Here is a 24408-nt window from a genome sequence, read left to right as displayed (position 1 = left end):
TAAATTTCATTTGGATTTTAATTTGAATTGCTGTTCTTCTTTACATTATGTCAAATAAAAGAGTACTGTAGAATAAGACTACTTACGTCTTTTATTAGTTAGCCTTCCGTTTGAAGGGAGTGCAAAGGTAAGCGTACTTTTTTAGAATGCAACTATTTCTTTGAATTATTATATTAAATAAAAATCAACACCAATAAAAAAGACTGATAACCATAAAGTTATCAGTCTTATATATCTAAAATAAACCTTGTAATGGTTTAATATTATCTATGTTCAGGTCTTAAAAGGTCGTTTACTGTTTTCACAGGTGTAAATGTAGAAACAGGAACCTCAACAAATAAAGTAGTCCAATAAGCCATTGAACCATTCCAAAGGCCTGGTAATTCAATCGCTTGGATTTCTTGACCTTCCCTTGACTTGTGAGTAATAAAACCTGCATTTTCATTACGGAACTCTAGCAAGTCAAATTTCTCTCCTTTATAGTTTTTCACACCACACACTAAATCTACAGGATTAAAGTGAGTAGAAGAGTTTGCGATTTCACGTCTAACAGGGTTAGAATAGTTAATCTGCGCTGATTCTACAATCTGTAAAGATCTATGCTCTCCGTCTTTTAACCAGAAAGGACCACCACCAGGCTCACCTTCATTCTTTACCATTCCACAAACTCTAATAGGTCTATTTAGTTTCTGGAAGAAGTAATCTTCAATTTCTTTTGATGATAAACCACTCAATTCCTCACCAAGGCTCCAACCAAGTCGTTTCATACAGAACTCAATCACTTCTGAAGTAATTTCCTCACTTCTATCCCCTGCCTCATATCTTCTCAAGAAAGAGAAAATTGTCTCTTGAGTTTCTACTAAAATACTTGCTAAGGCTTTTTTATATCTATATGTATCGTCTTTAAGACGGTCAGTGGTCACGTTATCGATATTTTTGATAAAGATGATATCATCATCAATATCATTTAAATTTTCTAATAATGCACCGTGACCTCCAGGTCTAAATAACAATTCTCCATCTTCTTCTTTTCTGAATGGTTCATTGTCTGCAGTTACAGCAATTGTATCTGTAGAAGATTTTTGTGTAGAAAAAGTAATATCGAATTCAGCATCATATCGCTTACTATAAACTTCTTTGTAAACATTAGTCAGTTCTACAAATTGTTTAAAGTGTTCTGGAGAAACGGTAAAATGTAAATTCACTTTTCCTTTTTCATCTTTAGCGTAATGCACCCCTTCAATCATATGTTCTTGAACTGGTGTTCTTACCTCTCCATTGTATTTATGAAAACCAATTAAACCTTTTGGACGGTTTGCTAAATGCAAACGATCACTAGAAAAAGTGGCTTCTAATATTTTTTTATATTCTTTATTAGCAACTAAGACATCTAAATTACCAAGTTTTTGAGCAACTTCTGAATAGATTTCTGTGTAAAGAGGGAAGTGAATAATATTATTGAAAAAATCTGCTACCATACCTTTACTTCTTTCTAAGTCAGGTTCAGTAAAAACATCTTTCGCTTCTAAATCATTTTTAAATTCTAATAATGCTTTAAACATACGAGTAGCAGCTCCAGACGCAGGTACAAACTTCATTAAAGTTCTACCTTTAATTATTTTGTCATATCTGTCTACAAAAACATTAATTTCCTCATTTGTTAACTTGATAACGCCATCTCCAAGGGTAGCTGGTCGGATAATATTAGCATATTCAAATCCTCGTCTAAAGTAGTTTAATTGTTTTTCAACTGTTTCCAGAGAAATTTCTTTCTGCTTCATTAACTCTAAGTCTTCCGGCAGAAAATTTGCGGTTGTTGTCATTTCTTGTATTTCCAAGGTTATAGATTTATTTTAAATGATAGTTTGATTTAAAATTATTAAACCAGTAAATAATTCATTATTGGTTAGTTTTTGTGTTTTATTAGCATAATATCACACATACAAAGTAAATAAAAAAAGTACAATTAAGCGAAACCGATTGCAGGCATTAACGTATTTTTCAGTGCTTTAAGAAAACAAATTAAATTAATTGTATTTTTGTTAGACTAAATTGCAAATTACTTATCCAACCATGACAAAAAAAAGTTTTAAACCACTTCATAATATTAGCTTAGGGATTCTAATCGCCAACTCAATAGTACTATGTATTCTCTATTTGGTATCCGTATCAGAAAGAGTTGGATGGTCGACAAAAAATATTATTGAAAATATAAAAACACCATTATTTGATTTTGAAAAATTTGGCACTTATTTCAATATTCAAGGGGATTCTTTTTTGCTAATCGAAGAATTTAAAGCACTTCCTTTAGATTACTCTCCTCAACATTATAGCATCTATGGTATAATATTGATTTTTAGTTTTGCCATTTACTTATCAAGTATTTCTGGTTTAACCAAAATATACCACGCCATGTTCTTTGGTGTATTTGCATTGCTAATAGGTACTTTTCATTTTGAAAATCTTCATATTTTACATCAAATACATGATAAAGCATTCACAGCGCTTGTACTCATGGCATTTCTAGGAATTAGCTATTATTTCCATGTAAATCAACATATTAGTTTCCCTAAAAGGTTCTTTACATTTTTCATTTTGAATATTGGAATAACACTATTTATACAATATTTCACATCAAATAAGCTATGGTTTATTGAGAGTATCACCTATTGTCTTCCTAGTTTATCTATTATCACTTTAGTATTTGTCATTTTTAGTAGCATGGCTATTCCCTTCGGAATATTGTTTTTAGCTACTTTTAAAAATATGGGTGGATCAGGTGATAGTTTTAAGCATTTTATCTTTTTCTATGTAGTCTATTTATTAGACTTATTGTATTGTTATGTAGTTATCTATTACCAACAAGATTTTCAAATTTACTACCTAACACCTATCATTTTATTACTTATTGCCACATTTGTAGGACTTTGGGTAATAAAACAACAAGAAGAATTATTTGCTGCAGGTTTGAGAGATAAAAGCACTTTATTTTGGATATATATCAGTGGTGCAATTATTGGATTATCGACTATAGCTTTTCATAAAACCACTTATGATGAATCTTTCATCAGTGCTACAGAACAAATGGTAGTAGTTAGTATGCTCGGTTTTGGTGCTATTTTCTTAATTTATATCCTTTATAATTTTTATGATGTTTTAAAGAAAAACCTCCAAGTATATAAAGTTGCCTTCCAACCTAGAAATGTTGACTTCTTATCGACCTGGGGAGTAGGATTACTTTTTGTGTTTGGGTTACTATTTCTCAATAGCTTCAAGCCTTATAAACACATAAAAGCTTCTTATTACAACAATTTAGGAGATCTCGAATATATTAACGGGCAAAACTTCTTAGCGGAAAGTTATTTTATAAAAGGCTCTACACATCATTTTGGTAACTTTCATTCTAGTTATATGCTTGGACAAATTGCTGAAATGAATAAAAATAAAATTGTTGCAAGTGTAGCCTATAAAAATGCTTACAAAGGAGAGCAATTAGAACAAGCTTATATTAAATCTGCTTCTTTAGAAATCGATAAAAATAATTTTCTAGAAGCTATTCTAGTTTTAAAAGAGGGGTTAAATAAATATCCAAAATCAGAGATTATCGCCAATAATTTAGGTCTCGGATTTTTGAATATCAATGAAATGGATAGTGCTCTCTTTTACCTAAACTATGGTATTGACTTAAATAGGGAGTTTACTAAAACATTAAAAGGGAATTATATTGCTATTTCTACATTAGCAAAAAATGAAATTGATAAAAAACATCTATCTGAAATTTCTGATCAATCTTCAATAATAGAAGGGGTCAATCAAATGGCTCTTCTAAATTCTGAAATGATTGCTTCAGCTCAAAATTTCATTCCTGAATTAGTCAATGATAGTATTTTGAATGGTGATGAGGTAAGTTACATCTATAATTATGCTCTCAATAATTCTTTAAAAGATCAACCTGAGGATATTTCTTCATCCATTTTAAAATATATAAATTTGAATAATAGCGATTACAAACAACAGTTGTTATTTGCTTATGGATGGACTCAAAAATCAATAGGTAATCAGAAAGAGTTTTTGAAAGCTTTTAAAGAATTAAATTCTCGTTACGGCACAGTAAATGGCTACTATAACTTCCTTATTGGTTTGGAGGCTCTAAAGGCCGATCAGTACATTCTTGCAGAACATAAACTAACAGAAGCGTGGAAATTGGGACAGAAGTCAGCTATCTATCCATTAGCCATTACTTATAGTATTTTAGGTGATAAAGATAAATCCATTCAATTATTTGAATTTTGTAAAAAACTCAACATAATTGAGGAGAGTGACATGAAGTTGATTCATCATTATGTAAAAACTAAATCGCTGAATGAATTCTCTGAGAAAGATTATTTCTATCAATTATTGTTTAATTATCAATTAATGAATGATAGAGATATTATCGAGTCGTTAAAAGGTTTATCTATCATAAGTAATAGAGAAGATTTGTTTAGTATGATATTACATGATCGTTCTAATAATTCGCCTCAATCAATACCTCAGTTAATTTCTTTATTTGATAAACAATTTGATATTTCAGAGGATTTAAATGCTAAGATTGTTACTATTCAGTATGAATCTAATTTACCTATCCATCAAAAAGAAATATTGAAAGAGTCAACATCATCGATAGTAGAATTTGCTAATCATCTGATAACACAAGATACATCCATCTATTTATCTGATAATTTATTTTTAAATTCTTCTTATCAAAAATATATTATTCATCAATTAGTGAAAAAAGATAAGGATCAAGATGCCTTTAATTGGGCAAGTGATGCTGTTGATTTAAATCCGTATTCAGAATTAAACGTAAGTAATTATTTACAGGTAACTATCCCGAAAGGGATGAAAGATTTTGCCAGTGATATTCTTGTAGAATCTGAATATAATCTTGATGAAAAGGCCACAGAAAGAATAAATACATTATATTCCGACTTGATTGAGGATTACAACAAAAAAATCAACACTTGGAATTAATAATAAACTAGCGTCAATATGTCAAACCATGTCATTCAAACTAAAGGTATCTCTCGAATCTATAAAATGGGTACCGAAATAATCAGAGCTCTTCAAACTGTTGATATTACTATTAACAGGGGAGAATATGTGGCTTTTATGGGACCATCAGGTTCTGGGAAATCTACCTTAATGAATATTGTTGGCTGTCTAGATACACCCAGTAATGGAGAATATTGGTTGAATAGCCAAGATGTAAGTGACATGACAGAAAATGAGCTAGCAATGGTAAGAAATAAAGAAATTGGCTTTGTATTCCAATCTTTTAATTTGTTACCTCGATCTACCATACTTGATAATGTCGCCCTGCCTTTGGTGTACGCAGGAATAAGTAAAGAGGAACGCTTAGAACGTGCTCAAAAATCTTTAGATGCTGTGGGGTTAGGAGACAGAGTAAACCACAAACCTAATGAACTATCTGGTGGACAACGTCAACGTGTGGCAATAGCAAGAGCATTGGTAAACAATCCAAGTATTATTCTAGCCGATGAGCCAACAGGGGCATTGGATACTAAAACTTCTTATGAAATTATGGGCATATTTGATGAGTTACATCAGAAAGGTAATACCATTATTATGGTAACTCACGAAGAAGATATTGCCAATTACGCACATCGTATTGTTAGACTTAGAGATGGTCTAATTGAAAAAGATGAGCAAAATACAAACATTACAAAAGTTGAAATCTAACCATGAAAGTATATACTAAAACTGGTGACAAAGGAGAAACTTCATTATTTGGAGGTAAAAGAGTTCAAAAAGATCATATTCGTATTGAAGCATACGGAACTATTGATGAATTAAATTCTTATGTTGGTTTAGTGAGGGATCAATCGGTGAACAATAAAAGAATGGATATCTTAAAAGAAATTCAAGATAGACTTTTTACAATTGGTGCTGAAATGGCTGCTGACCCCGACAAACCTTCATTAAAAAAGCCAGATGTTAACGAAGAAGATATAGAGCTTTTAGAAAAGTCTATTGATCAAATGGATTCTAAACTTTCTCCTTTAAAATATTTCATTCTTCCTGGAGGACATACTGCTGTTTCTTATGCCCACCTTGCTAGAACGGTATGTAGGAGAGCAGAAAGATTAGCTATTAGTTTAGTCAATGAAGAAGGAAGTATTGACCCGATTGTAGTTAGATACTTAAATCGTTTATCTGATTATCTTTTTGTCTTATCGAGAGCAATGGCAAAAGATTTAGGTGTTGAAGAAAACTATTGGATTCCTCGTAAATAATTTATCGAAGGTATTCTAATATTTGACATAATATAAAAGAGCATGCTAGAGGTAAATACCTTTTGCATGCTTTTTTTAAATCGAAAAACAGAATACTATTTCTTCTTTTTTAGATTATTAATAATCTAATAAGTCTAGATGATACCTTTTAATAATTTTTTTCAGTAACTCCCCATAGAGTGGGGAAGTGGCATAACCAACACCTCCATATTTTGTAGATCCAATCATGTTTGCCCACGCTTGATAATCTCTTCCTTGAGTAAATAATGGAGCATACCTTTTTTGTTTATTTAAAAAGACTGAGTGTGCACGAAATGATTCCCAAGGACTTTGATACTCCGCAAAAGAGTCTTTGACTTTACATTTATACAACGTTCTTCCACCTTTAGATACTTTCTGAGACGAAACTATGATACTTTTATTCCTCTTATACTCACTTAATGTGTAATATTCTGTTGTAGTAATTGGTTTAGATTTTTTCGTTTTGTCTTTTACTCCAAAATAGTTATTCCCAATTACTCTTTGCCCGTATCCTGTTTCTAAGGCAGCTTGAGCTAAAGTAATAGAAGCGGGAACATGATATTTCGCTTGTTCCATTAAAGCTGTTTCCACTTTTTGTAATGGGACAGTTGAAGTAAAAAAGGCATAAACATGGGGAGGAACACTCATTTGATCAAGTATTAATCGCCTAAACAGTTCATTAATATTCTTATTCAACACTAGTAGTTTTTCATTATTTAATTGATCCACTCTTGTTACTTTATGCTCAATTAGATATTCAGTCACCATTAACTGCCTTTCAATAATAAATTTATCAAGAGTATTCGATGCTTTCCCTAACTGTTCTTCTTTATAATTCGTGAAGTTTTTCACAAACTGAACGGGTACAACACTTGTCTGATCATTCTGTAATGGCATTTCGGGTGATGGTACATTAAAATCTTCAATAAACTGATCAATAGTGGGTTGATGGGAACCATAATTTACGGCTACTGGCGTTTGGACATAAATCACTTTATCTACAGGTGATTTAAATAGTTGAACCATTAATATTGCTATAAACAATACAATGATGGATAAAATAAATTTAGGGTTGATAATGAAGGTGTAGATATTTCCATTTAAACGGAAATAGAAATTGTTGGGATACTTCAATCCAATGGCGATACCATTTTTAGATTGAACAGATAATTCTGAGGCTGTTTTCAATAAAAACATGACATTTAATTTTACTTTTACGAATTCAACAATAGTTACATCAAATGATAATCTTTTGGGTAACCTTAATATTCGAAGCAATTGAATAGACAAGAGTATTTATTTTATGAAGTGTTATATCCTCGTGTACTTCTTTTTTAATTTCTCAAAACTTAATTGCTTCAAAGAAGTTCTTTTATGTGATTAATTTTATCACATTGTAAATGTAGATCAATTTTTAAACATTGTCAATATATTTGACATTTTATTTAAAATAAAAGCAAAATTATGTCCATTAGTATCAATACAATGCGTGTAGGTAGAAAATACAGACTTACTAATTATAACGATTTGTTTATTTTTGAAACATTAGAAATGATCTCCGATGATGATTTTTTGATCAAATTACTTGACACATTAGAAAAATGTAAGATGAGTGAACTCTATGAATATGGAAAAGGAAAAGATTTTTTGATTGAAGAAATTGATGAAGAGTAACAGAAGTATTTTTAAGTTAGGAGTTAGCAATTAGGAGTGAGGAGATAAATTATTGTATCCTATAAGTTTGTTGTTTTATAGATTACAATTCTGATGTGTGCTTGATTACTTTTTATTAGAAATTTATAAAAAAAAATCCCCTACAGCAAAAATGCAATAGGGGATATATTCATAAATAAGGTTGGATTACCCTATTCTTAGTATCTGTAATGCTCTACTTTGTAAGGACCATCTACTTTTACACCGATATAACTTGCTTGATCTTCAGTAAGCTCTTCTAATACAACACCAATTTTAGCAAGGTGTAGACGAGCTACTTTTTCATCTAAGTGTTTAGGAAGCATGTAAACTTTGTTTTCATACTTATCAGTGTTTTGCCATAACTCCAACTGTGCCAATGTTTGGTTAGTGAATGAGTTAGACATTACAAATGATGGGTGACCTGTTGCACAACCTAAGTTCACCAAACGTCCTTCAGCAAGAATAATCACATCATGACCTGAAGCCACAGTGTACTTATCTACTTGAGGTTTGATATTTACTTTAGTGTGACCATACTTCTCGTTTAACCAAGCCATGTCGATTTCGTTATCGAAGTGACCAATGTTACAAACGATAGCTTTGTCTTTCACTTTTTCGAAATGACGTCCAACAACAATATCTTTGTTACCTGTTGTAGTTACAACGATATCGCCTTCAAGAACTGCATCATCCATTTTCTTTACTTCGAAACCGTCCATTGCAGCTTGTAAAGCACAAATAGGATCAATTTCAGTAACGATAACTCTAGCTCCAGCACCTCTTAATGAAGCTGCAGAACCTTTACCTACATCACCGTAACCAGCAACTACAGCTACTTTACCTGCGATCATAACATCAGTAGCACGACGGATACCATCTACTAAAGATTCTTTACAACCGTATTTGTTATCAAATTTAGATTTAGTTACTGAGTCATTGATATTAATAGCAGGCAATGCTAAAGTACCATTTCTCTCTCTGTCGTGTAATCTAAGAACACCTGTAGTAGTTTCCTCAGAAATACCTTTGATATCTTTTACTAATTCTGGGTATCTGTCTAATACCATGTTAGTAAGATCTCCACCATCATCAAGAATCATGTTAAGTGGCTTACCACCTTCAAATCCGTGTAACGTTTGTTCGATACACCAATCAAATTCTTCTTCTGAAAGACCTTTCCAAGCATAAACTGGAATACCTGCAGCAGCAATAGCAGCAGCAGCTTGATCTTGAGTAGAGAAAATGTTACAAGATGACCAAGTCACCTCTGCACCTAATTCGATAAGAGTTTCGATTAAAACTGCTGTTTGGATAGTCATGTGAAGACACCCTGCAATTCTAGCACCCTGTAAAGGTTTAGAAGGTCCAAATTCTTCTCTTAAAGACATTAAACCTGGCATTTCTGCTTCAGCCAATTCAATCTCTTTTCTACCCCAATCAGCTAAAGATATATCTTTAACCTTGTAATTCGCTGTTGTACTTTCCACTGTAATATTTTTTAAGATATAATTTTGAGTTTGCAAATTTACGAATAATTTATTCAAGTTGAGATAGTTCTTCGTAAACATGCTCCTTTATAACAACTTTGCAACATAAAATTGTTTTGAAATACGGCAAAATTTTTGAAACATCTTAATATTGTCTTAAAGTTTTAAAGATCTATTCAAGTAATTCATTTAATAGTATTATTTTCGTAAACTGTAGATTCTTACAAATTAGAGGTTATTACCTAGGTTATTTAATGTCGCTATCAAACAGAAATAAACAAATTCAACAACTGCTTACCATCTTTACGGTATTGCTATTCATTATTACTAGTACCGCAAAAGCTAGTAATATAGATAGTCTAGCCTCTCATTTAACATTAGATCAGAAAATTGGGCAGTTAATTTTTGGTATCACCAATAATTATAACAAATCATTAAAAAATTTAGGTAGAGAGAATCAACTCGGGGCCTTGTTATTTGATGAATATTGTCAGCCATCACTACATACTTATTTTAAAAATCTAAATCAGCTTCCTAATAAATTACCTGTTCTCCTTGGAGTATACAATCAAAAAGGAATAAAGTGTTTTGACAAAAAATATCAATATTTACCTGACAATTATAATCTAGGGGCGATAAAAAGTAATGCTTTTGCTTTTAATAGTTATAAAGGAATAGCAGATGCATGTCGCCATCATCAGATTGATTTTTATGTTGCAGAAAGCTTATCTATCAACCCTGAAAAAGATAATTCTTATGGTTTTGGAGAAGATGGTGGAAATACTCTTTCTAAAAATCACGCTGCCGTAAAAGGTCTTAATCAACTCGGTGTTCAAGCGGGAACATCACTTCGCTATTTAAAAAATATAGGTGATTATACCTTTAGAGAAATAAATATTTTAAAGGGATTAGTACGTGATTCTATTCAATACATTTATCCTACAGACATCCTATTTGAAGCACCAATTTTTGATACTTCTGTAACTACTTTCTTAAAAGACTCTCTACAATACAATGGTGTGATTGTTACTGGTAACTTATCTGCTGGTAACAATGCTGCTGTAACCGTAGAAAATGCGATAAATGCTTTAACTAGTGGACATGATATGATTGCTCTATCAGGTTTCTATCAAGAAGTGATAGATGGTATTAAAGTAGCCATTAAAAAAGGCACGTTAACAGAAGAGGATATCAATACTAAGGTAAATAAAGTACTTTATCTAAAGAAAAAAGCACACCTTGAAGAAGTTGAGGAACAGCATACAGATTATATCGCTATTGCTAATGAAACTTTTGAGAAATCGGTTACCATACTCCATAATTTAGATAGTATCATTCCTTTATCTTCTTTAAATCAAAAAGACTATCAAGTCATTAGTATAGGGTTAAAGGGAACTCAAGATGATTTTTCTGATATGATGCATAAGTTTATTGATTATGATTATCATCGAATAGAAAATTCAAGTTTCTCAACTGCTCAAGTGAATTTGTTGTTAGAGTCTTGCGAGAATAAAGATCTTGTGATTATTAATATTGTTTGTCATCAAAACTCTTCTAAACATAGGTTTGGTGTAAGTTATGCCACCGAACAATTGATAGAACAATTACAGGAAAAAACAAAGGTTATTGTTGCTTTACATGGCAAACCCGCTGGATTAAAATACCTAAGTGACAGTAGAAACACCATCATTAATTACTCCACAGAAAAAGAAGCACAAGAAGCAACGGCACAGCTTATTGCAGGTACTATTTCAGCAAATGCTACCTTACCCGTTCAAATTTCTTCAAAATATAAAATACATCAAGGCGATAAGCTAAAAAGCATTGGACGATTAGGCTATGCTTCACCTGCCTTTGTTGGGTTAGACCAAAAGGTGCTACATCATTTAGTGGATAGTATAGCATTAAATGCCATAGAAATGGAAGCTACTCCAGGTTGTCAAGTAGTTATTGCCAAAGATGGAAAAATCGTTTTTGAAAAAGCATATGGATATTTCACTTACGAAAAAGAAAAACCAGTCACCAATGAAACAATTTATGATATTGCTTCCATCACCAAAGTAGCATCTACTACTCAAGCCATGATGATGTTAGATTATCATGATTCGGTTAATGTAAATCAACACCTAAAATATTATTTACCTGAAACTGATACTACCAATAAAGCTAATATCCGACTGATACAATTTTTAACGCATACAGCTCCTTTAAGAGGTGGCTACTATTTCTGGGGGCATGTATACGATAAAGAAACAAAAAAATATGATCCTACCTACATTAGTGCCTATAAAAAGAAAGGTTTTAATGTAGAGATCACTCCTAATTTATATGCTACAGATAGCATTAAAGATTGTATGTGGAAATGGCTACTAGATGCTCCAATTTCTACCAGAAGACGATACACCAAAGATGTCTACAGATATTGGTACAGCGATTTAGGGTATTATTTCTTACAAAGAACAATTGAAAAAATTACCCAGCAACCTATCAATGAATTTATGGAGAGCCATGTATACCAACCTTTGGGTACAAGAACTTTAGGTTATCTACCATTGAAACGAGGTATTAAAAGTTCTATGATTCCGCCAACAGAAATGGATATCAATTACCGTCAATCTTTAATGAAAGGTATTGTTCATGACCCATCAGCTGGCTTAATGGGCGGAGTAGGAGGTCATGCAGGGGTTTTCTCTAATGCACATGACTTGGCTATTTTGATGCAGATGAACCTTCAAAAAGGATACTACAGTGGGCATCAATATTTTGATGAAGCTACTTTAAATAAATACAATAGACAGCCCTACAAAAGATTCAAAAATAGGAGAGGACTTGGTTGGGATAAACCTCCTTTAAGAGGTGATGAAGGAAATACGTCTCCTTTAGCTCCTAAATCCACTTTTGGACACACTGGTTTTACAGGAACGTGTGCTTGGGTAGATCCTGATAACAATATTGTGTACATCTTCTTATCAAATAGAGTCTATCCCACCGCAAGAAATAATAAATTAGCCAAAGAAAATATTAGAGAAAATATTCAAGGGGCTATTTATGAAGCAATGATTGATGATAGTAAGTAAGTCTATTGGTGATTCTGAAGTATAATTCAATATCACTTATTATACTACCTATCAATTAGTTACTAAAAAACCAAAGAGACCTTTACTGATAATATTGACATTTGTTGTTAATTTATCGTGACTTAAATTTGGTTGGTAACAATATTCCTCATACTTTTGCATCGCTTTAAAGGAAAAAGCACCTATAAATGGCTTCGTAGCTCAACTGAATAGAGCATCACATTACGGCTGTGAAGGTTCCAAGTTTGAATCTTGGCGAGGTCACTACTTTTTCCTATTAAAGCCAAATGGCTTCGTAGCTCAACTGAATAGAGCATCACATTACGGCTGTGAAGGTTCCAAGTTTGAATCTTGGCGAGGTCACTAAAACAAGGTCTAATAGACTGAGAACAAAAGGGTTAGCATTAAGTTGTTAACCCTTTTTCATGCTATAATAAATTAACGTATCACTAAAAGACTAACATTCAGTATTTTATAATTTGCACATTTTGGAAGCATTCCTGTTTCCCAAAAAATTACTGGATACTTTTTATTTTTTTTTAACACAGCCAATTGTTACAATATGAACAACAAACTTTTAAAAAATGAGAGCAGCTTTTTCATCGAGAAAAGTAAAAGACAAAAACGTATCCATTAATTGCCGTGTTGTAATCGGCAATGATCGATCAAGCCTCTTTTCAACAAAACTAATTGTCCCCCAAAAAAACTGGGATGGGAAAAATCAACAAGTCAAAGGTAGAGACTACAAACATGAGAACAACACACTGAATCTCATCAATTTAGAAATCAAAGACCTGATCAATCAATACAGGGCGGAACATGGAAAACTACCAACTTCAAATGAAGTAAAAGACCTTTTTTTAAAAATAAACAATCAAACAAGTACTTATACAAATGTATCCAGTGCTTTAGAGAAGTTTATCCAAATCAAGAAAAAAGAAGTGAAACCACAGAGTATGAGAAGCATCATTACTCGATTAAACTATTTCAAAACATTCATTAAAAATCAGAATTATGAAGGCACTAGATTAGATGCACTAAATCGGTATTTTATAGAGGAATACATCGATTTTCTAAATGACTATAGAAAAGATAATGGTGAGCCTCTAAACAAAAACACACTAAGAAGAGCTGTCACAGACATTTTTCAATTTTCTTATGTAATGGCTAAAAAAGGGTTCATCAAATATGATGTTTTTGGAGTATGCGAAGCTCCTAAAGGTGAGCCTTCAAAGTTCACTTACCTAAATGATAGTGAAATAAAGACCATTGAACACTATGAGTTTTCTTCTAAGACACTTTCAAAGTACAGAGACTATCTAATGTTCATGTATGAGACAGGCTTCCATTACAAGGAAATGCAGAACTTTGACACACGTATTCACACTTATATTAGTGAGTCAGGTATGAAGATGATCAGCATTGAAAGAGAGAAATCACAAAGACAAACCTGTATACTCCCTTTTTCAAAAGAAGCTGAAAACATTCTATTGAAATATGGAGAACATCATATGCCTAAAGTTTCCCTTAACTGCATTAATAGGTATTTTAAGGAAATTGCCAAGGTGATAGGAATTGAAAAAGATTTCACTTCAAAAATTGGTAGAAAAAGCTTTGCTACTAAATGGCTAAATCTTGGTGTTTCTAAAGAAGCTGTTGCAAAAATGTGCGGTCATAAAGACTCAAGGGTGACAGAAGAACACTACATGAGGGTTCAAGACACTAAGATTATTAGAGAGGTAACTGAAGCAATGAAAGTAGGTCAATTGTAAAAATTAAAATATAGAGATATGGAATATCTTAATGAACAGGAATTTAAAACATTAGAACAAACAACTTTTGAAGATCCAAAGGTAGAAGTTGCAAGGAAATGGTTTGTCTGCATTGTCTATACAGGTATGTCATTCGATGAAGTCCAAAACTTCAGTAATGAAATGATTGTTTCACATGAAGAAAAAACCTTAGTAAAGGTCAATAGACACAATAGACCTATTGGAATATCAATGTCTCCAAATCAAGTGAGCTTTTTAAAAGAGTTCATTGAAAGTAACCTTACAAAGGAGTTCAAACGAATATCTCAATTATCTGAACAATTGAAGAAAATCAAAGATCTCCAAAAGCTGAAAAAAAAGGTAACTGTAAAGGGAGCACAAGTAACTTTTGGAGCTGTAAGGTTAGTTCAAGGGTATAACGTTGAAAGAATTGCCATAATGTTAGGGTTAAAATTCCAAACTGTCTACAACTACTTTGAAGATGATTACCACGAACTTTTTGAAAAAAGAGTTTTAGAGGAATTTAAAAACACAGATTGGCAGTAAAAAAAATAACACTTTGCACTTTTTTGTAAATAAATGTAAAGTATTATTATTGCAACATGAATCGTTAAGCAGTGGCCCTCATCTTGTTCATAACAAGTTTGAGGGTTTTTCTTTGCCTAAACTTTCGGATTCCATCCAACCTCTAAAAATCACTTCCTAAAAGATATAATTATATATGTATTAAAAGAATAACTAATAATAACTTATATGAGTTCTCATTTTTTAAGAAGTTACTCCTTCAAATTTAAGAAGTGGAAGTAGTTACCAACATACACTTAGTGTTCGTTATGTCTTTTTACTTCCTCAGATTTAAGAAGTGGAAAAAGTGCAATAAAAAAAGAGTTGTTCACATTCCATGAACAACTCTAAAATGATAATCTTCAAATGTATCATTAGTGACTTAATGAGCTTCTAATATAATGATTTATTTAAAATGAATCAATTGATTCTTTAACTGAAAATCAAATTGGGAGCTTTTTTTATAAACGACCACACTCCCCCGTCCTCAAGTTACGCATTATTTTGTTACTATACAATATAATGACACTATTTTGTACAACTTTTTTTATTAAAAGAAAATATACAAAATAGTGTCATATTTTTGTACTTAATAGTTGCTTTATACAATATAGTGACGTATATTTGTATAGAACAATGAGGGAAACGCCTTCATTTAGAGTTTAACCAAACTTAAAATTGACATGATGAGATTGACTGTTTCAAGGTCAAACACAAAATTAGGAGATACTCCTAATTTTAACCTTCCAGCCGGCCACAGTTGCCCAGGTGCTTTAGATTGTTTAGCAAAAGCAAATAAAGAAACTGGAAAGCTTCAGCAAAAAGGAAAGTTTAGGTGTTTTGCAGCTTCTATTGAGAGCTTAAGAAAGAATGTTAGGACTTCAAGAAATAACAACTTTATACAGCTTGTGAAGCTTAGCAAAGATCAAATGGTTGAAAAGATCACTGAGGACGTTATCGGAGACCTGAGAAGGAGAGAGAAACTATTCAGAATTCATGCAAGTGGCGATTTCTTTAATAGAAATTACTTTCAAGCATGGGTTGAGATCGCAAGACAAAATCAAGACATTGTTTTTTATGCTTACACTAAAAGCATAAACTACTGGATTGAATGTCTTGATTCAATCCCTGATAACTTAGTGTTGACCGCTTCGAGAGGAGGCCGTTACGATCACTTAATCAATGAGTATCAACTCAGAGAGGCGGTGGTAGTAAAATACCCCTCAGAAGCTCAAGAAATGGGAATTCCGATTGATTCAGATGATTCTCTCGCTTATGATCCAAAAGTTGAAAAGTTCGCTCTTCTTCTTCATGGAACCCAAGCAAAAGGATCTGAGGAGTCTAAAGCGGTCTTCTCAAGAAGAAGAAAGAAAGCCTAAAAAACTTTCTTTCTTCTTCGCCCTTCGGGGTACAATCTCAATAATCAATAAAGTTTGAAAATCGTATAATTGCACGCCCTTATAAAGGAGTAAAAAACATATACAATATAGTGACATTATTTTGTATGAGTGGTATTTTATTAGTATCTTTACTCCGGGGCAGTGCGGTTGTGCTAAAAAAAAAGCAACCCCTATTTTATAGTATGAGAGCAACAATTTTCATAAAAAATACTGAAACCAACGAATTCAAATTTGTTAGCTCAGTAGCAGCTGCAGCCCTTTACACTGGCATCAGTCTTAATACTCTTCAAACCTATTTCTCTAGAGAAAAAAAAGATTTCGTTTCAATGGATAATTTCGAAATTTACAAAGGTATGTCTTACTCAAAATCTGAATTAGAAGAACATGACAAAATCAAGATCAATAAATAAAACAGTACAGGAAGCTGCTGATCATTTTAATACATCTGTTCAGCAAATTGTAAATACTTGCATTCGTGCAAATATGATTTTTATAAGTTATCCTGGAGAAGATGTAAATAAGATTACTCTTGAACCTACTGATATAGGTACTTTACATAACAACTGGGTAATTGGTACTACTGAAGATTGCTTTGAAAGATTTGTTATTACTCCTGGAGGAATGGAGGTGTTACATGTGGAGCTACTGAAGTATGAGAAGTTTTATGATGAAAGCTATGAGAAGTTTATTAGTGGGTTGAGTGAGGGGGAATGATATAAAAAAGGCTTCATTCAAATTTTCGAATGAAGCCTTTTTTTAACAAACTAAACTTGAATGATCAAGTCTTTTAAACTCCTTTTCTGAGGAAAAAGGTATATTTTTTGAAAATTCTTTCATTTCCTTAAAAATACCTGCTAATGAATGGAATACTTTACCTAAAAGATAAACAGGAAAACCAATTGGTAACCATCCCCCTGAGTTAAAAGCTAAAACATCAAAACTATAATCTGAAAGCTTATTTTTTATTTCATGAAATTCTTCAATTTTACAGTTATTAAACTTCTTTTTTCTTTCCTCAACAATTTCAATATACTTATCATCCTTGTTTAGTATTTTCTCAGCATCTCTTAAAAAAGATAATGAAAAATATGGGAGATATTGAATTGTAGTACTAATTGAGTCATCAAGAATTAAAAATAACTCATCATTTAATTCTTTCTCATTATTCGATTTTAATACTCTTAATTGATCTCTAAGAGCAAATAATTTGTATCTGTACTCTAATCTTTTGTTTGGAAGTATAATTCCTTCATAAACAAAATGGAAAATAGCGAATAGAGTAAAAATTAATATACCTATAGCCATAATTTTATTATTTTGTAGTTGTACTTAAACGTGTTTTTAATGTATTTCGTTGCAAATCTGACTTCTCTTGAGATAATCTTTCTATTTCTGCTTGATGTAACTTTCTTAATCCTTTACTGTTAGTATACCAACCATAGGCTAGTGATACGGCAACAATCCAACCAATTCCAAGACCATAACTAGTTGTAAATAACTCTAATAATTTGAACACTAACTCATCTATAGCTTCCTCTGACATTTTACTTAATAATAGTAACATACCCAATCCTCCAAACAAAGGCAAAATCAAGCCTTTATTCATAGATTGAATAATTACATCTCTTAAGAATCCCCACATATTAGGTTGATACCTATTCTTATTTTGTTGGTTCCTTTTATAGTTTTTACTGTTTTTATAGTTAGAAGTGTGATCTTTTTTACCGCCTCTAGAAGTCATCAAGTTTGCTTTTAATTGATTAATACCCAAATATAATATAATTAAATAATATTAAAAGTTTCATTAATCCAATAAATATCAAGAAACCTCACAATTTTTTCTCAAAAAAACTTTTCATTTCATCATACCCCACCCGAAATCTTTCCAAGTTTCCAAGAATCACTATTTTATACACTTAATTAATTAAATATCAATACATTAACACCTTGGAAAGCACTTTCCAAGAAAGGTGTAATCTTGGAAACTACCCCCCAAATCTTGGAAACTCGATTTTGCTGTTTTTTCTTGAGTTTCCAAGAATACAGACCTGTTTCCAAGAAATAAGGGTGAGTTTCCAAGAAAATAGGGGTTGTTTCCATGAGTTTCCAAGAGTTTCCAAGGTTATTATATAACTATTCTATTAGTTAGATATATATAAGTAATTGATTAATAGAATAATATATATAAAAGAATTTGTACTTCGTGTTAAAACCTTGGAAACTCATGGAAACATACCCCCATATAAAATGAAAAACACCTAAAAAGCACTACATACCCGTGTAGGCAAATAATATGTTTAGTTATTTTAACACTTTGAAATATATTGTATTATTCTAAGATAAAAAAAGAGGTACACATCAATAACGTGTACCTCTAGACTCAAAAACTAACTATATTACTTTACTCTTTTATACTTTGCATTATGACTCTGCCTTGAAAACTGATAGTTTGATTCTTTCTCTCTTTTGGGTTTACAATAAGTAAAATCAATCCTTCTTTCTTCTGTTTCTCTGAAATATTCATCTAATGAGAGAATACTTCTATTAAAGTCAACTGTAACTAACATTTCCTTTTAATTGTTTAATATCTCTTTTTATATACTTTATAGCTCCATCAAACCTTCCATCATTATTTTTCTCTTCCAGTTTCCATTTTTTAAATGTCTTACTCATAAGCAATGAATCATTTGATTTTTCTTTAGCTTCAGAATGAGCTATTTCTGAAACTACTAATTGGGCTTTTGTTGTCATTTCTTAAATAGTTTTACAATTGTTTCATGTGATACTTGTATTTCTTGATTGTTTTCGTTTAGCTCTTGCCAAGCTATGCGCACCCGTTTTGCTAGTCCCTTTCTGATCATACCATTTATATACTTATGGCCATCTACTGAGCCTTTTCCTGATTTAAGTATATATGCTTTTGTAAAATCAGTGACTTTTATTTTATCAGTATTAAAGTATTCATCTAATGGGTGTTTAGGAGTATCTGTTTTCTTCTCTGTCTTTTCATCAGGTTTATTACTACTCATAGGTTCAGCTCCTCCAACTTCTTTATTCAGTGTGTCTAATCCTTCATTGGATAGAATGTCATAGTCCAATACTAAAGCTGAAGTACTGTATTTGTTGATACGGGGGAAATTCACCCATTTATTTCTATCACCTAATTTAAAGCGTTCCTCTACTTTCTCTTTATTGTCTGCTGCTCTATGCATCAATAACATATCTTTGATGTCACTCTCATTAAAAGGAGACATACCTTGTCTTTGTGATGCCGATCTATAAAGAGGCATAATTGTTCTTAATCTTAAGAATAGTTTATTACGGCCCGTTCCATCGTTCTCTTTTTCAATTTTATAGTGATTACCATAGACAAGTCCAGCTGCACCAATAACTGAAAAGAATGTTGCTACTTCATTATTAGACTTCTTGATAGATACCTTATACTTGATATTTTTTATAGCTTCTTCAAAAAGCTCTTCTTCTGTGAATGAAAATTTCAAAAGATCTTTAAAAACAACAATTGGAGCTACTACAGATTCTACATTAAGAATAATTCTTTCGTCCGGAAAATTGGTCAATCTTCCTTTCTCAACTTCTTTTTGTAATCGCTTTTCTAATTCACTTCGAACATTGCCCGCTGTAGCTATATAGGTATCACTAAATACATTTCGATAGTTTAGAAGCTCTCTTGTAACTGCTGTACAACGTCCTGAAGATTCATGATTTTTTAGTATTGCAAAAGCTTCTTTGTTGTGTGCTACAGGTTCAAATTTCAAAGGAATACAACGGTCATTTAAACCAGGATCAAAGTTTACTGAATCCTGTCCTGAAATGATTGTCCCATTCCTATTTTTAGCATTATTGCTTTTATACTGTTTTGTAGTTTTTGTCTTTCTTTCTGAACCTCCAGCAAATTGTTTCAGAAGCTCAAGTTTAGCTGAACTATCCTTTCCTAATTGTCTTGAAAATTCATTCACCCACATAATAGTATTGCTAAACTTATTCACATAGCTTTCAATACCCCTTGCTGTATCATTGTTAATATTCATCCCTTCTTCTTCACAATGGTTTGCTCCCCACATTCTAGCTAGTGAACGGCCTGCTGTACTTTTTCCTGTACCTGGAGGACCAAACAAACTCAATAAAGGTGCATAGCTGTTATTATGATCATAAACCACATCTCTAAAGAGAGACATTATGTAGTATCCTGTCATAAGTATAGAATGGTCACCATGTACATCTCTAAGATGTTTTGACCAGCTTTCAAATGTTAGCTTTGAATTCATATCAATAATCATTAGTTGTTGTGCTCTGTAATCACCTTCCGGAACAATTCCTCTTTTGTCAGCAAATGGAAGGAAGAAAAACTTTAATCTATTAATTTGTTTGTTTTTGATAAGTGAGGGTAGTTTATCCCCCAGGTCATTTTTTGCTTTTTCAGTATCTTCAATCAAATAGTCTTTACCTGCTATATCAATAACAGTATCTTTTTCTATTTTCATGAATGAGTCATTATCTGTTATAGGAAATGTGACTCTTACAACTCCAAATTCATCCGGCTTTAATAGTTGATTATCTTTCAAAATACCATTACCAAAAATATAGAAACCATGATTATCATGACCTATAACTTGAGGCTCTTCTGCTTTTTTTAAGCCACCTCTTAACTTCATATTAATCTTATTCAGATCTTCTTCTTTTCCTTCAAATATGAATCTACCATAGATTCTTGCTACTTGCTTTCTAAACTCATTAACTACAATTGTAGCATCTGAAGTGAATGCTTTTACTGCTATTCTACCAAAAGCATTTTTAAATCTGATAATGAATAAAGGAATATCATCTGTTACAACAAAATACAGATATTGCATCGTGAAAGCACATATTCTACGTTCTCCTTTTTTTCCTTCTGAGGTGTAATAGCTATTGTCTTTTTCATAGAACTGAAATTCAAAGAAATCATCTCTAGACTCTTGACCAATACCTTCAGGAAGTGTAATTTCTTCTTGCTTTTTAGGTAGTTTAAAATGCTTGAATGGCTTCCATTTATTACATAAGTTTTCATACGCACTTTGTCGGAATAATTCATCAGGAATATTACTTATTACTTCTCCAGCCCATGTTATAGCATCCGTTCTTTCAGCTGCTCCTGCTGCTCCTTCAGCTGTACAATAATTTAAAAGGTAATGATCTAAAAAACTCATTTTAGCATAAATGAATTTATCTACCTCATTCTTTCTTTTTAGCTTGAGAAAACCATCAGGGTCTGTTCCTTCTACTTCAGGAATTAAAACATCTACTTTCTTAAAACCTGCATGAAGTAAACGAACAGCATGTTCTTCCATACTCGCTACTCCTTTCCCTTTTTTTCCTTCTCTTTTTGAAATATCGTTATCAGCAATGATAAGAACGTTATCAGTATATTTCTTTAAAAGCTTTATTTGATCTTCTGTAAAAGCTGTACCACATGGGGCCACTGCATTATTATACTCATGTTGTGCTAATCGCATAACATCAGTAGTACCTTCTACTAAAATTGCAAATTCATATTTTTTTATACCTTCTTTCGCAAGATGTAAACCATACAGGTGTTTCCCTTTTTGCCAAACAGAATCAGGAGAATTAAAATATTTTTGAGGTATATGTTTTTTCTCTTTTTTTAGAGCTTCAACATCTGAAGGGAAATAATAAGCATCGGTTCTTCCCGTAAAGGAAAGTATTTGTCCCCAGTCATCAAAAATTGGGAAAATTACCCTTCCTCTGAAATAGTCATAATACCCATTATCACCCTTACCAATTAGACCAGCTTCAATGCAGACTTCTAAATCAAACTGTTCTTTTTGTAAGGCTTCAAAAAGCTTATTACCATAAGGAGCATATCCAACCTTATACTGATCAATTATTGTTTCTGTAAATTTTCTAACCTTTTTAAACTTGTCAGGAAAATCTTGAGCTAAGAAAAAATTAAGTGCAAAATTTAAAACTATCTGAGTAGTTTCTTTTTTCTTTCTAGCTTCTTCACGTTTCTTTTTTTCTTCAGCTGAATAAATATTTGTTTGTATGTACTGAAGTTGAATTCCTTGGTCTTGGCAAATTTGCTTTACAGCATCTGTAAATGACAACCCTTTTAGTTCCTGGATAAACTTGATTGCATCCCCAAATTTTTCAGAGGAAAAACATTTAAAAATTCCTTTGGATGGAGTTACAGAAAAAGAGGCTGTTTTGTCTTCAGAAAAGGGAGACTTACCAAAGTAATATTTCCCTTTTCTTTTAAGTTCTACATAGCGATCAACTACTTCTTCAATTGGTAAGTTTCTGACCGCTTCAATTGTTTCATTAGCGATCATTATTCAGATACTTTTGATGTATTATTTAAATCGTTGATTCTTTTTTCTTGGTTCTTACCTTTGCTCTCATGCTCTTCGCTTTCACTCTGCAAAAGTCTTCCTGCTCCGGAAACATTTGAAGCTCTATTGATAGAGTCAGAAGTACTGCTCCTCCTATCATGAATAGTTTCTTGAAGCTCGGCATGCTCCTTATCTCCCTTTTGATGTCTGTTATCTCTGCTTGTACTTTCTTTGTTTTCCCAGTAACTCTCTCCATCTCCTCCACTTCTCCCAATCTCTTGTAATGCCTTTTGTGCTGTCTTAACCTTTGCAATAGATCTTCCAATGCAACAAGTTTCGTCGTCTGTTGTTCCATCTTTAATAGTCGTTGTTTGAGATTCATTGATGTTAGATTCAGTTTTTGTCTTATAACTTTCTTTCAAGTTATTGATCTCAACAATCAATTCATATTTGTTACTGTGTGTTTTCACCATTTCATCAGCTAAATCAATCATAGCTGTAAAAAGTTCACGCATAAAGGGTTGTTTGATTTTTTGAGAGTTTAAGTCAAAAGTCTGAATCAATATTGAATCAACCTTACCCCAAATGTTCGTGTTTAAATAGATAGATTTGCCTTCTTTTTTCATGTGAAATACTTATTGATTCATTAAATTTGATGTACTTTACAGTAAAATGATGTATTTTAATGCATCTTACTGTAATTCAAATATAGGAAAAAAGAATCAAATGATTCAATATTTATTCCTGATTATCACTTAAATCCCTATGAACAATGTTTAATCACAACAACCACTATGGTGAAAAACTCCGTAAATTTCTTAGAGACCGAAGAATAACTCAACATGAAGCCTCTGCTCTATTAGGAGTACATAGGTCTACAATTCAGCGATTATTAGAAAATGAAATATGGTCTGAAAAACAGCTTTCAATAGTCACAAATGGTTTTGGTATATCTCAAGATGATTTTAGAATTATAGAAAATCAAACTACTAAAGTTGAAAAAGAGAACCCTTGGAAAGAAAAGTATTATGAATCAATAGAAAGAATCAATGAGTTATATGGTAAGCTTGAAAAGAGTAATAATATGAATGAAGAGCTTCGAAAAATTATTGAGAATTTAAAAAATAGGAAATAAAAAAAGCCTCCATAATGGGGGCTTTTTTACCTAATATATATCAGTTTACTCTTTCTCTCTTGCTTCCCTTGCTTCTCTTGCTTCTCTTCTTAGTTCCTTCTTTTCTTCATCAGTAGCATTAAGAAACTTATTACTATTTTCTATTAAATTATTTGCCCACTCTAACATTCTATCGTTTTCATTATTAATTTGTTCAATGGCGTTTTGAAAGTTCTTTTTAAATGGAGCATCAATTGTATATGGAGATTTTGCTTTTTGATTGACACTATCAAAGCTGATTGGTTTGAAGTCAATAGGATTGATTTGTCTTGATTCCCTTTCTTTCCTATGCCTAAAAAGCTCATCATGAATAGCTTCAGAAAATTTAGATATATTAATTGCATCTAGAGAAAATTCTTCAACATTTTCTCTCATAGATTCAATATTCTTCTTCAATATCTCTTCTTGTTTTTTCAATTTATCTCTCTCTTTTTCCCCTCTACGTTGAACATACAAAGTATATAATGTACTGATACCAAACATAATCATTGGTGCAAGAAGTTTATTCAAAAAGAAATCCATCATTGTATTTTAGTTTATTTTAAATAATCATCTAATTTACTAACCCATTACAT

Annotated in this window: 21 protein-coding genes and 2 tRNA genes; 13 read left to right on the top strand and 10 right to left on the bottom strand. The window is 31.9% G+C overall.

Annotated elements, in window-relative coordinates:
• Nucleotides 1-263: 263 nt before the first annotated feature.
• A complete protein-coding gene (locus tag NH26_RS14135; protein WP_044229587.1) occupies nt 264-1823 on the bottom strand; it encodes a DUF4301 family protein in 1560 nt (519 codons plus the stop codon).
• 250 nt (nt 1824-2073) lie between these two features.
• Between NH26_RS14135 and NH26_RS14130 the strand changes: the two genes are divergently transcribed.
• From NH26_RS14130 to NH26_RS14120, 3 genes are read left to right on the top strand one after another with little or no spacing between them, the layout of a single operon-like run.
• Nucleotides 2074-5013, top strand: coding sequence for a tetratricopeptide repeat protein (locus tag NH26_RS14130; protein ID WP_044229590.1), 2940 nt, complete (start codon nt 2074-2076; stop codon nt 5011-5013).
• An 18-nt stretch (nt 5014-5031) separates the two neighbouring features.
• Nucleotides 5032-5742 carry an ABC transporter ATP-binding protein gene (locus NH26_RS14125; RefSeq protein WP_044229593.1) on the top strand — a complete coding sequence of 237 codons (711 nt, stop codon included), beginning with the start codon at nt 5032-5034 and terminating at the stop codon, nt 5740-5742.
• Between the two features lie 2 nt (nt 5743-5744).
• Nucleotides 5745-6296, top strand: coding sequence for a cob(I)yrinic acid a,c-diamide adenosyltransferase (locus NH26_RS14120; protein WP_044229596.1), 552 nt, complete (start codon nt 5745-5747; stop codon nt 6294-6296).
• Nucleotides 6297-6413: 117 nt separating this feature from the next.
• On the opposite strand, the gene NH26_RS14115 is transcribed toward NH26_RS14120, so the two are convergent.
• A complete protein-coding gene (locus NH26_RS14115; protein ID WP_242427331.1) occupies nt 6414-7595 on the bottom strand; it encodes a glycoside hydrolase family 73 protein in 1182 nt (393 codons plus the stop codon).
• A 186-nt stretch (nt 7596-7781) separates the two neighbouring features.
• On the opposite strand from NH26_RS14115, the gene NH26_RS14110 reads away from it, so the two are divergent.
• Complete coding sequence (locus tag NH26_RS14110; RefSeq protein ID WP_044229598.1) at nt 7782-7991, top strand: hypothetical protein; 210 nt, start codon at nt 7782-7784, stop codon at nt 7989-7991.
• Between the two features lie 197 nt (nt 7992-8188).
• Here the strand turns inward: NH26_RS14110 and ahcY are convergent, their stop codons facing one another.
• Nucleotides 8189-9499 (bottom strand): adenosylhomocysteinase, encoded by a 1311-nt coding sequence (gene ahcY, locus NH26_RS14105; RefSeq protein ID WP_242427330.1) that lies wholly within the window; start codon nt 9497-9499, stop codon nt 8189-8191.
• A 254-nt stretch (nt 9500-9753) separates the two neighbouring features.
• Here ahcY and NH26_RS14100 point away from each other — a divergent pair, with 254 nt between their 5' ends.
• The 8 genes from NH26_RS14100 (at nt 9754) to NH26_RS14065 (ending at nt 17026) form a co-directional block, all read left to right on the top strand.
• Nucleotides 9754-12576, top strand: a complete 2823-nt coding sequence (locus tag NH26_RS14100) for a serine hydrolase (protein WP_044229601.1) — start codon at nt 9754-9756, stop codon at nt 12574-12576.
• A 190-nt stretch (nt 12577-12766) separates the two neighbouring features.
• Nucleotides 12767-12840: transfer RNA gene (locus NH26_RS14095), tRNA-Arg, on the top strand.
• Between the two features lie 25 nt (nt 12841-12865).
• Nucleotides 12866-12939: transfer RNA gene (locus NH26_RS14090), tRNA-Arg, on the top strand.
• Nucleotides 12940-13160: 221 nt separating this feature from the next.
• Nucleotides 13161-14348 (top strand): tyrosine-type recombinase/integrase, encoded by a 1188-nt coding sequence (locus NH26_RS14085; protein ID WP_044229044.1) that lies wholly within the window; start codon nt 13161-13163, stop codon nt 14346-14348.
• Between the two features lie 18 nt (nt 14349-14366).
• Nucleotides 14367-14894 carry a terminase gpP N-terminus-related DNA-binding protein gene (locus tag NH26_RS14080; RefSeq protein WP_044229042.1) on the top strand — a complete coding sequence of 176 codons (528 nt, stop codon included), beginning with the start codon at nt 14367-14369 and terminating at the stop codon, nt 14892-14894.
• A 704-nt stretch (nt 14895-15598) separates the two neighbouring features.
• Nucleotides 15599-16291, top strand: coding sequence for a GP88 family protein (locus NH26_RS14075; RefSeq protein ID WP_139263069.1), 693 nt, complete (start codon nt 15599-15601; stop codon nt 16289-16291).
• A gap of 125 nt (nt 16292-16416) precedes the next feature.
• Nucleotides 16417-16722 carry a hypothetical protein gene (locus tag NH26_RS14070; RefSeq protein ID WP_139263067.1) on the top strand — a complete coding sequence of 102 codons (306 nt, stop codon included), beginning with the start codon at nt 16417-16419 and terminating at the stop codon, nt 16720-16722.
• Nucleotides 16697-17026, top strand: coding sequence for a hypothetical protein (locus NH26_RS14065; protein WP_044229036.1), 330 nt, complete (start codon nt 16697-16699; stop codon nt 17024-17026). The genes NH26_RS14070 and NH26_RS14065 overlap by 26 nt, the downstream gene beginning before the upstream one ends.
• Before the next feature lie 42 nt (nt 17027-17068).
• On the opposite strand, the gene NH26_RS14060 is transcribed toward NH26_RS14065, so the two are convergent.
• From NH26_RS14060 to NH26_RS14040, 6 genes are all read right to left on the bottom strand, one after another.
• On the bottom strand, nt 17069-17617 hold the full coding sequence (locus tag NH26_RS14060) for a hypothetical protein (protein ID WP_044229034.1): 549 nt from the start codon (nt 17615-17617) through the stop codon (nt 17069-17071).
• 7 nt (nt 17618-17624) lie between these two features.
• Complete coding sequence (locus NH26_RS14055) at nt 17625-18053, bottom strand: hypothetical protein (protein WP_139263065.1); 429 nt, start codon at nt 18051-18053, stop codon at nt 17625-17627.
• A 179-nt stretch (nt 18054-18232) separates the two neighbouring features.
• Entirely contained in the window at nt 18233-18412 is a 180-nt protein-coding gene (locus NH26_RS25275; protein ID WP_044229030.1) for a hypothetical protein, read from the bottom strand.
• Between the two features lie 450 nt (nt 18413-18862).
• Nucleotides 18863-19063, bottom strand: a complete 201-nt coding sequence (locus NH26_RS14050) for a hypothetical protein (RefSeq protein WP_044229029.1) — start codon at nt 19061-19063, stop codon at nt 18863-18865.
• Nucleotides 19060-22659: a DNA primase gene (locus tag NH26_RS14045; protein ID WP_044229027.1), complete on the bottom strand. Its 3600-nt coding sequence runs from the start codon at nt 22657-22659 to the stop codon at nt 19060-19062. The genes NH26_RS14050 and NH26_RS14045 overlap by 4 nt, the downstream gene beginning before the upstream one ends.
• Nucleotides 22659-23285 (bottom strand): hypothetical protein, encoded by a 627-nt coding sequence (locus NH26_RS14040; protein WP_044229025.1) that lies wholly within the window; start codon nt 23283-23285, stop codon nt 22659-22661. Before NH26_RS14040 ends, NH26_RS14045 begins: the two co-directional genes overlap by 1 nt.
• Nucleotides 23286-23431: 146 nt before the next feature.
• Here NH26_RS14040 and NH26_RS14035 point away from each other — a divergent pair, with 146 nt between their 5' ends.
• Nucleotides 23432-23794 (top strand): helix-turn-helix domain-containing protein, encoded by a 363-nt coding sequence (locus NH26_RS14035; RefSeq protein WP_044229022.1) that lies wholly within the window; start codon nt 23432-23434, stop codon nt 23792-23794.
• 45 nt (nt 23795-23839) lie between these two features.
• Here the strand turns inward: NH26_RS14035 and NH26_RS14030 are convergent, their stop codons facing one another.
• Nucleotides 23840-24358, bottom strand: coding sequence for a hypothetical protein (locus NH26_RS14030; RefSeq protein ID WP_044229020.1), 519 nt, complete (start codon nt 24356-24358; stop codon nt 23840-23842).
• Nucleotides 24359-24408 lie beyond the last annotated feature (50 nt).

This window comes from Flammeovirga pacifica, from assembly GCF_000807855.2.
Taxonomy (GTDB): Bacteria; Bacteroidota; Bacteroidia; order Cytophagales; family Flammeovirgaceae; genus Flammeovirga; species Flammeovirga pacifica.
Note: the sequence above shows the minus strand (reverse complement) of the source record. Positions and strands in the feature narration are given on the sequence as shown.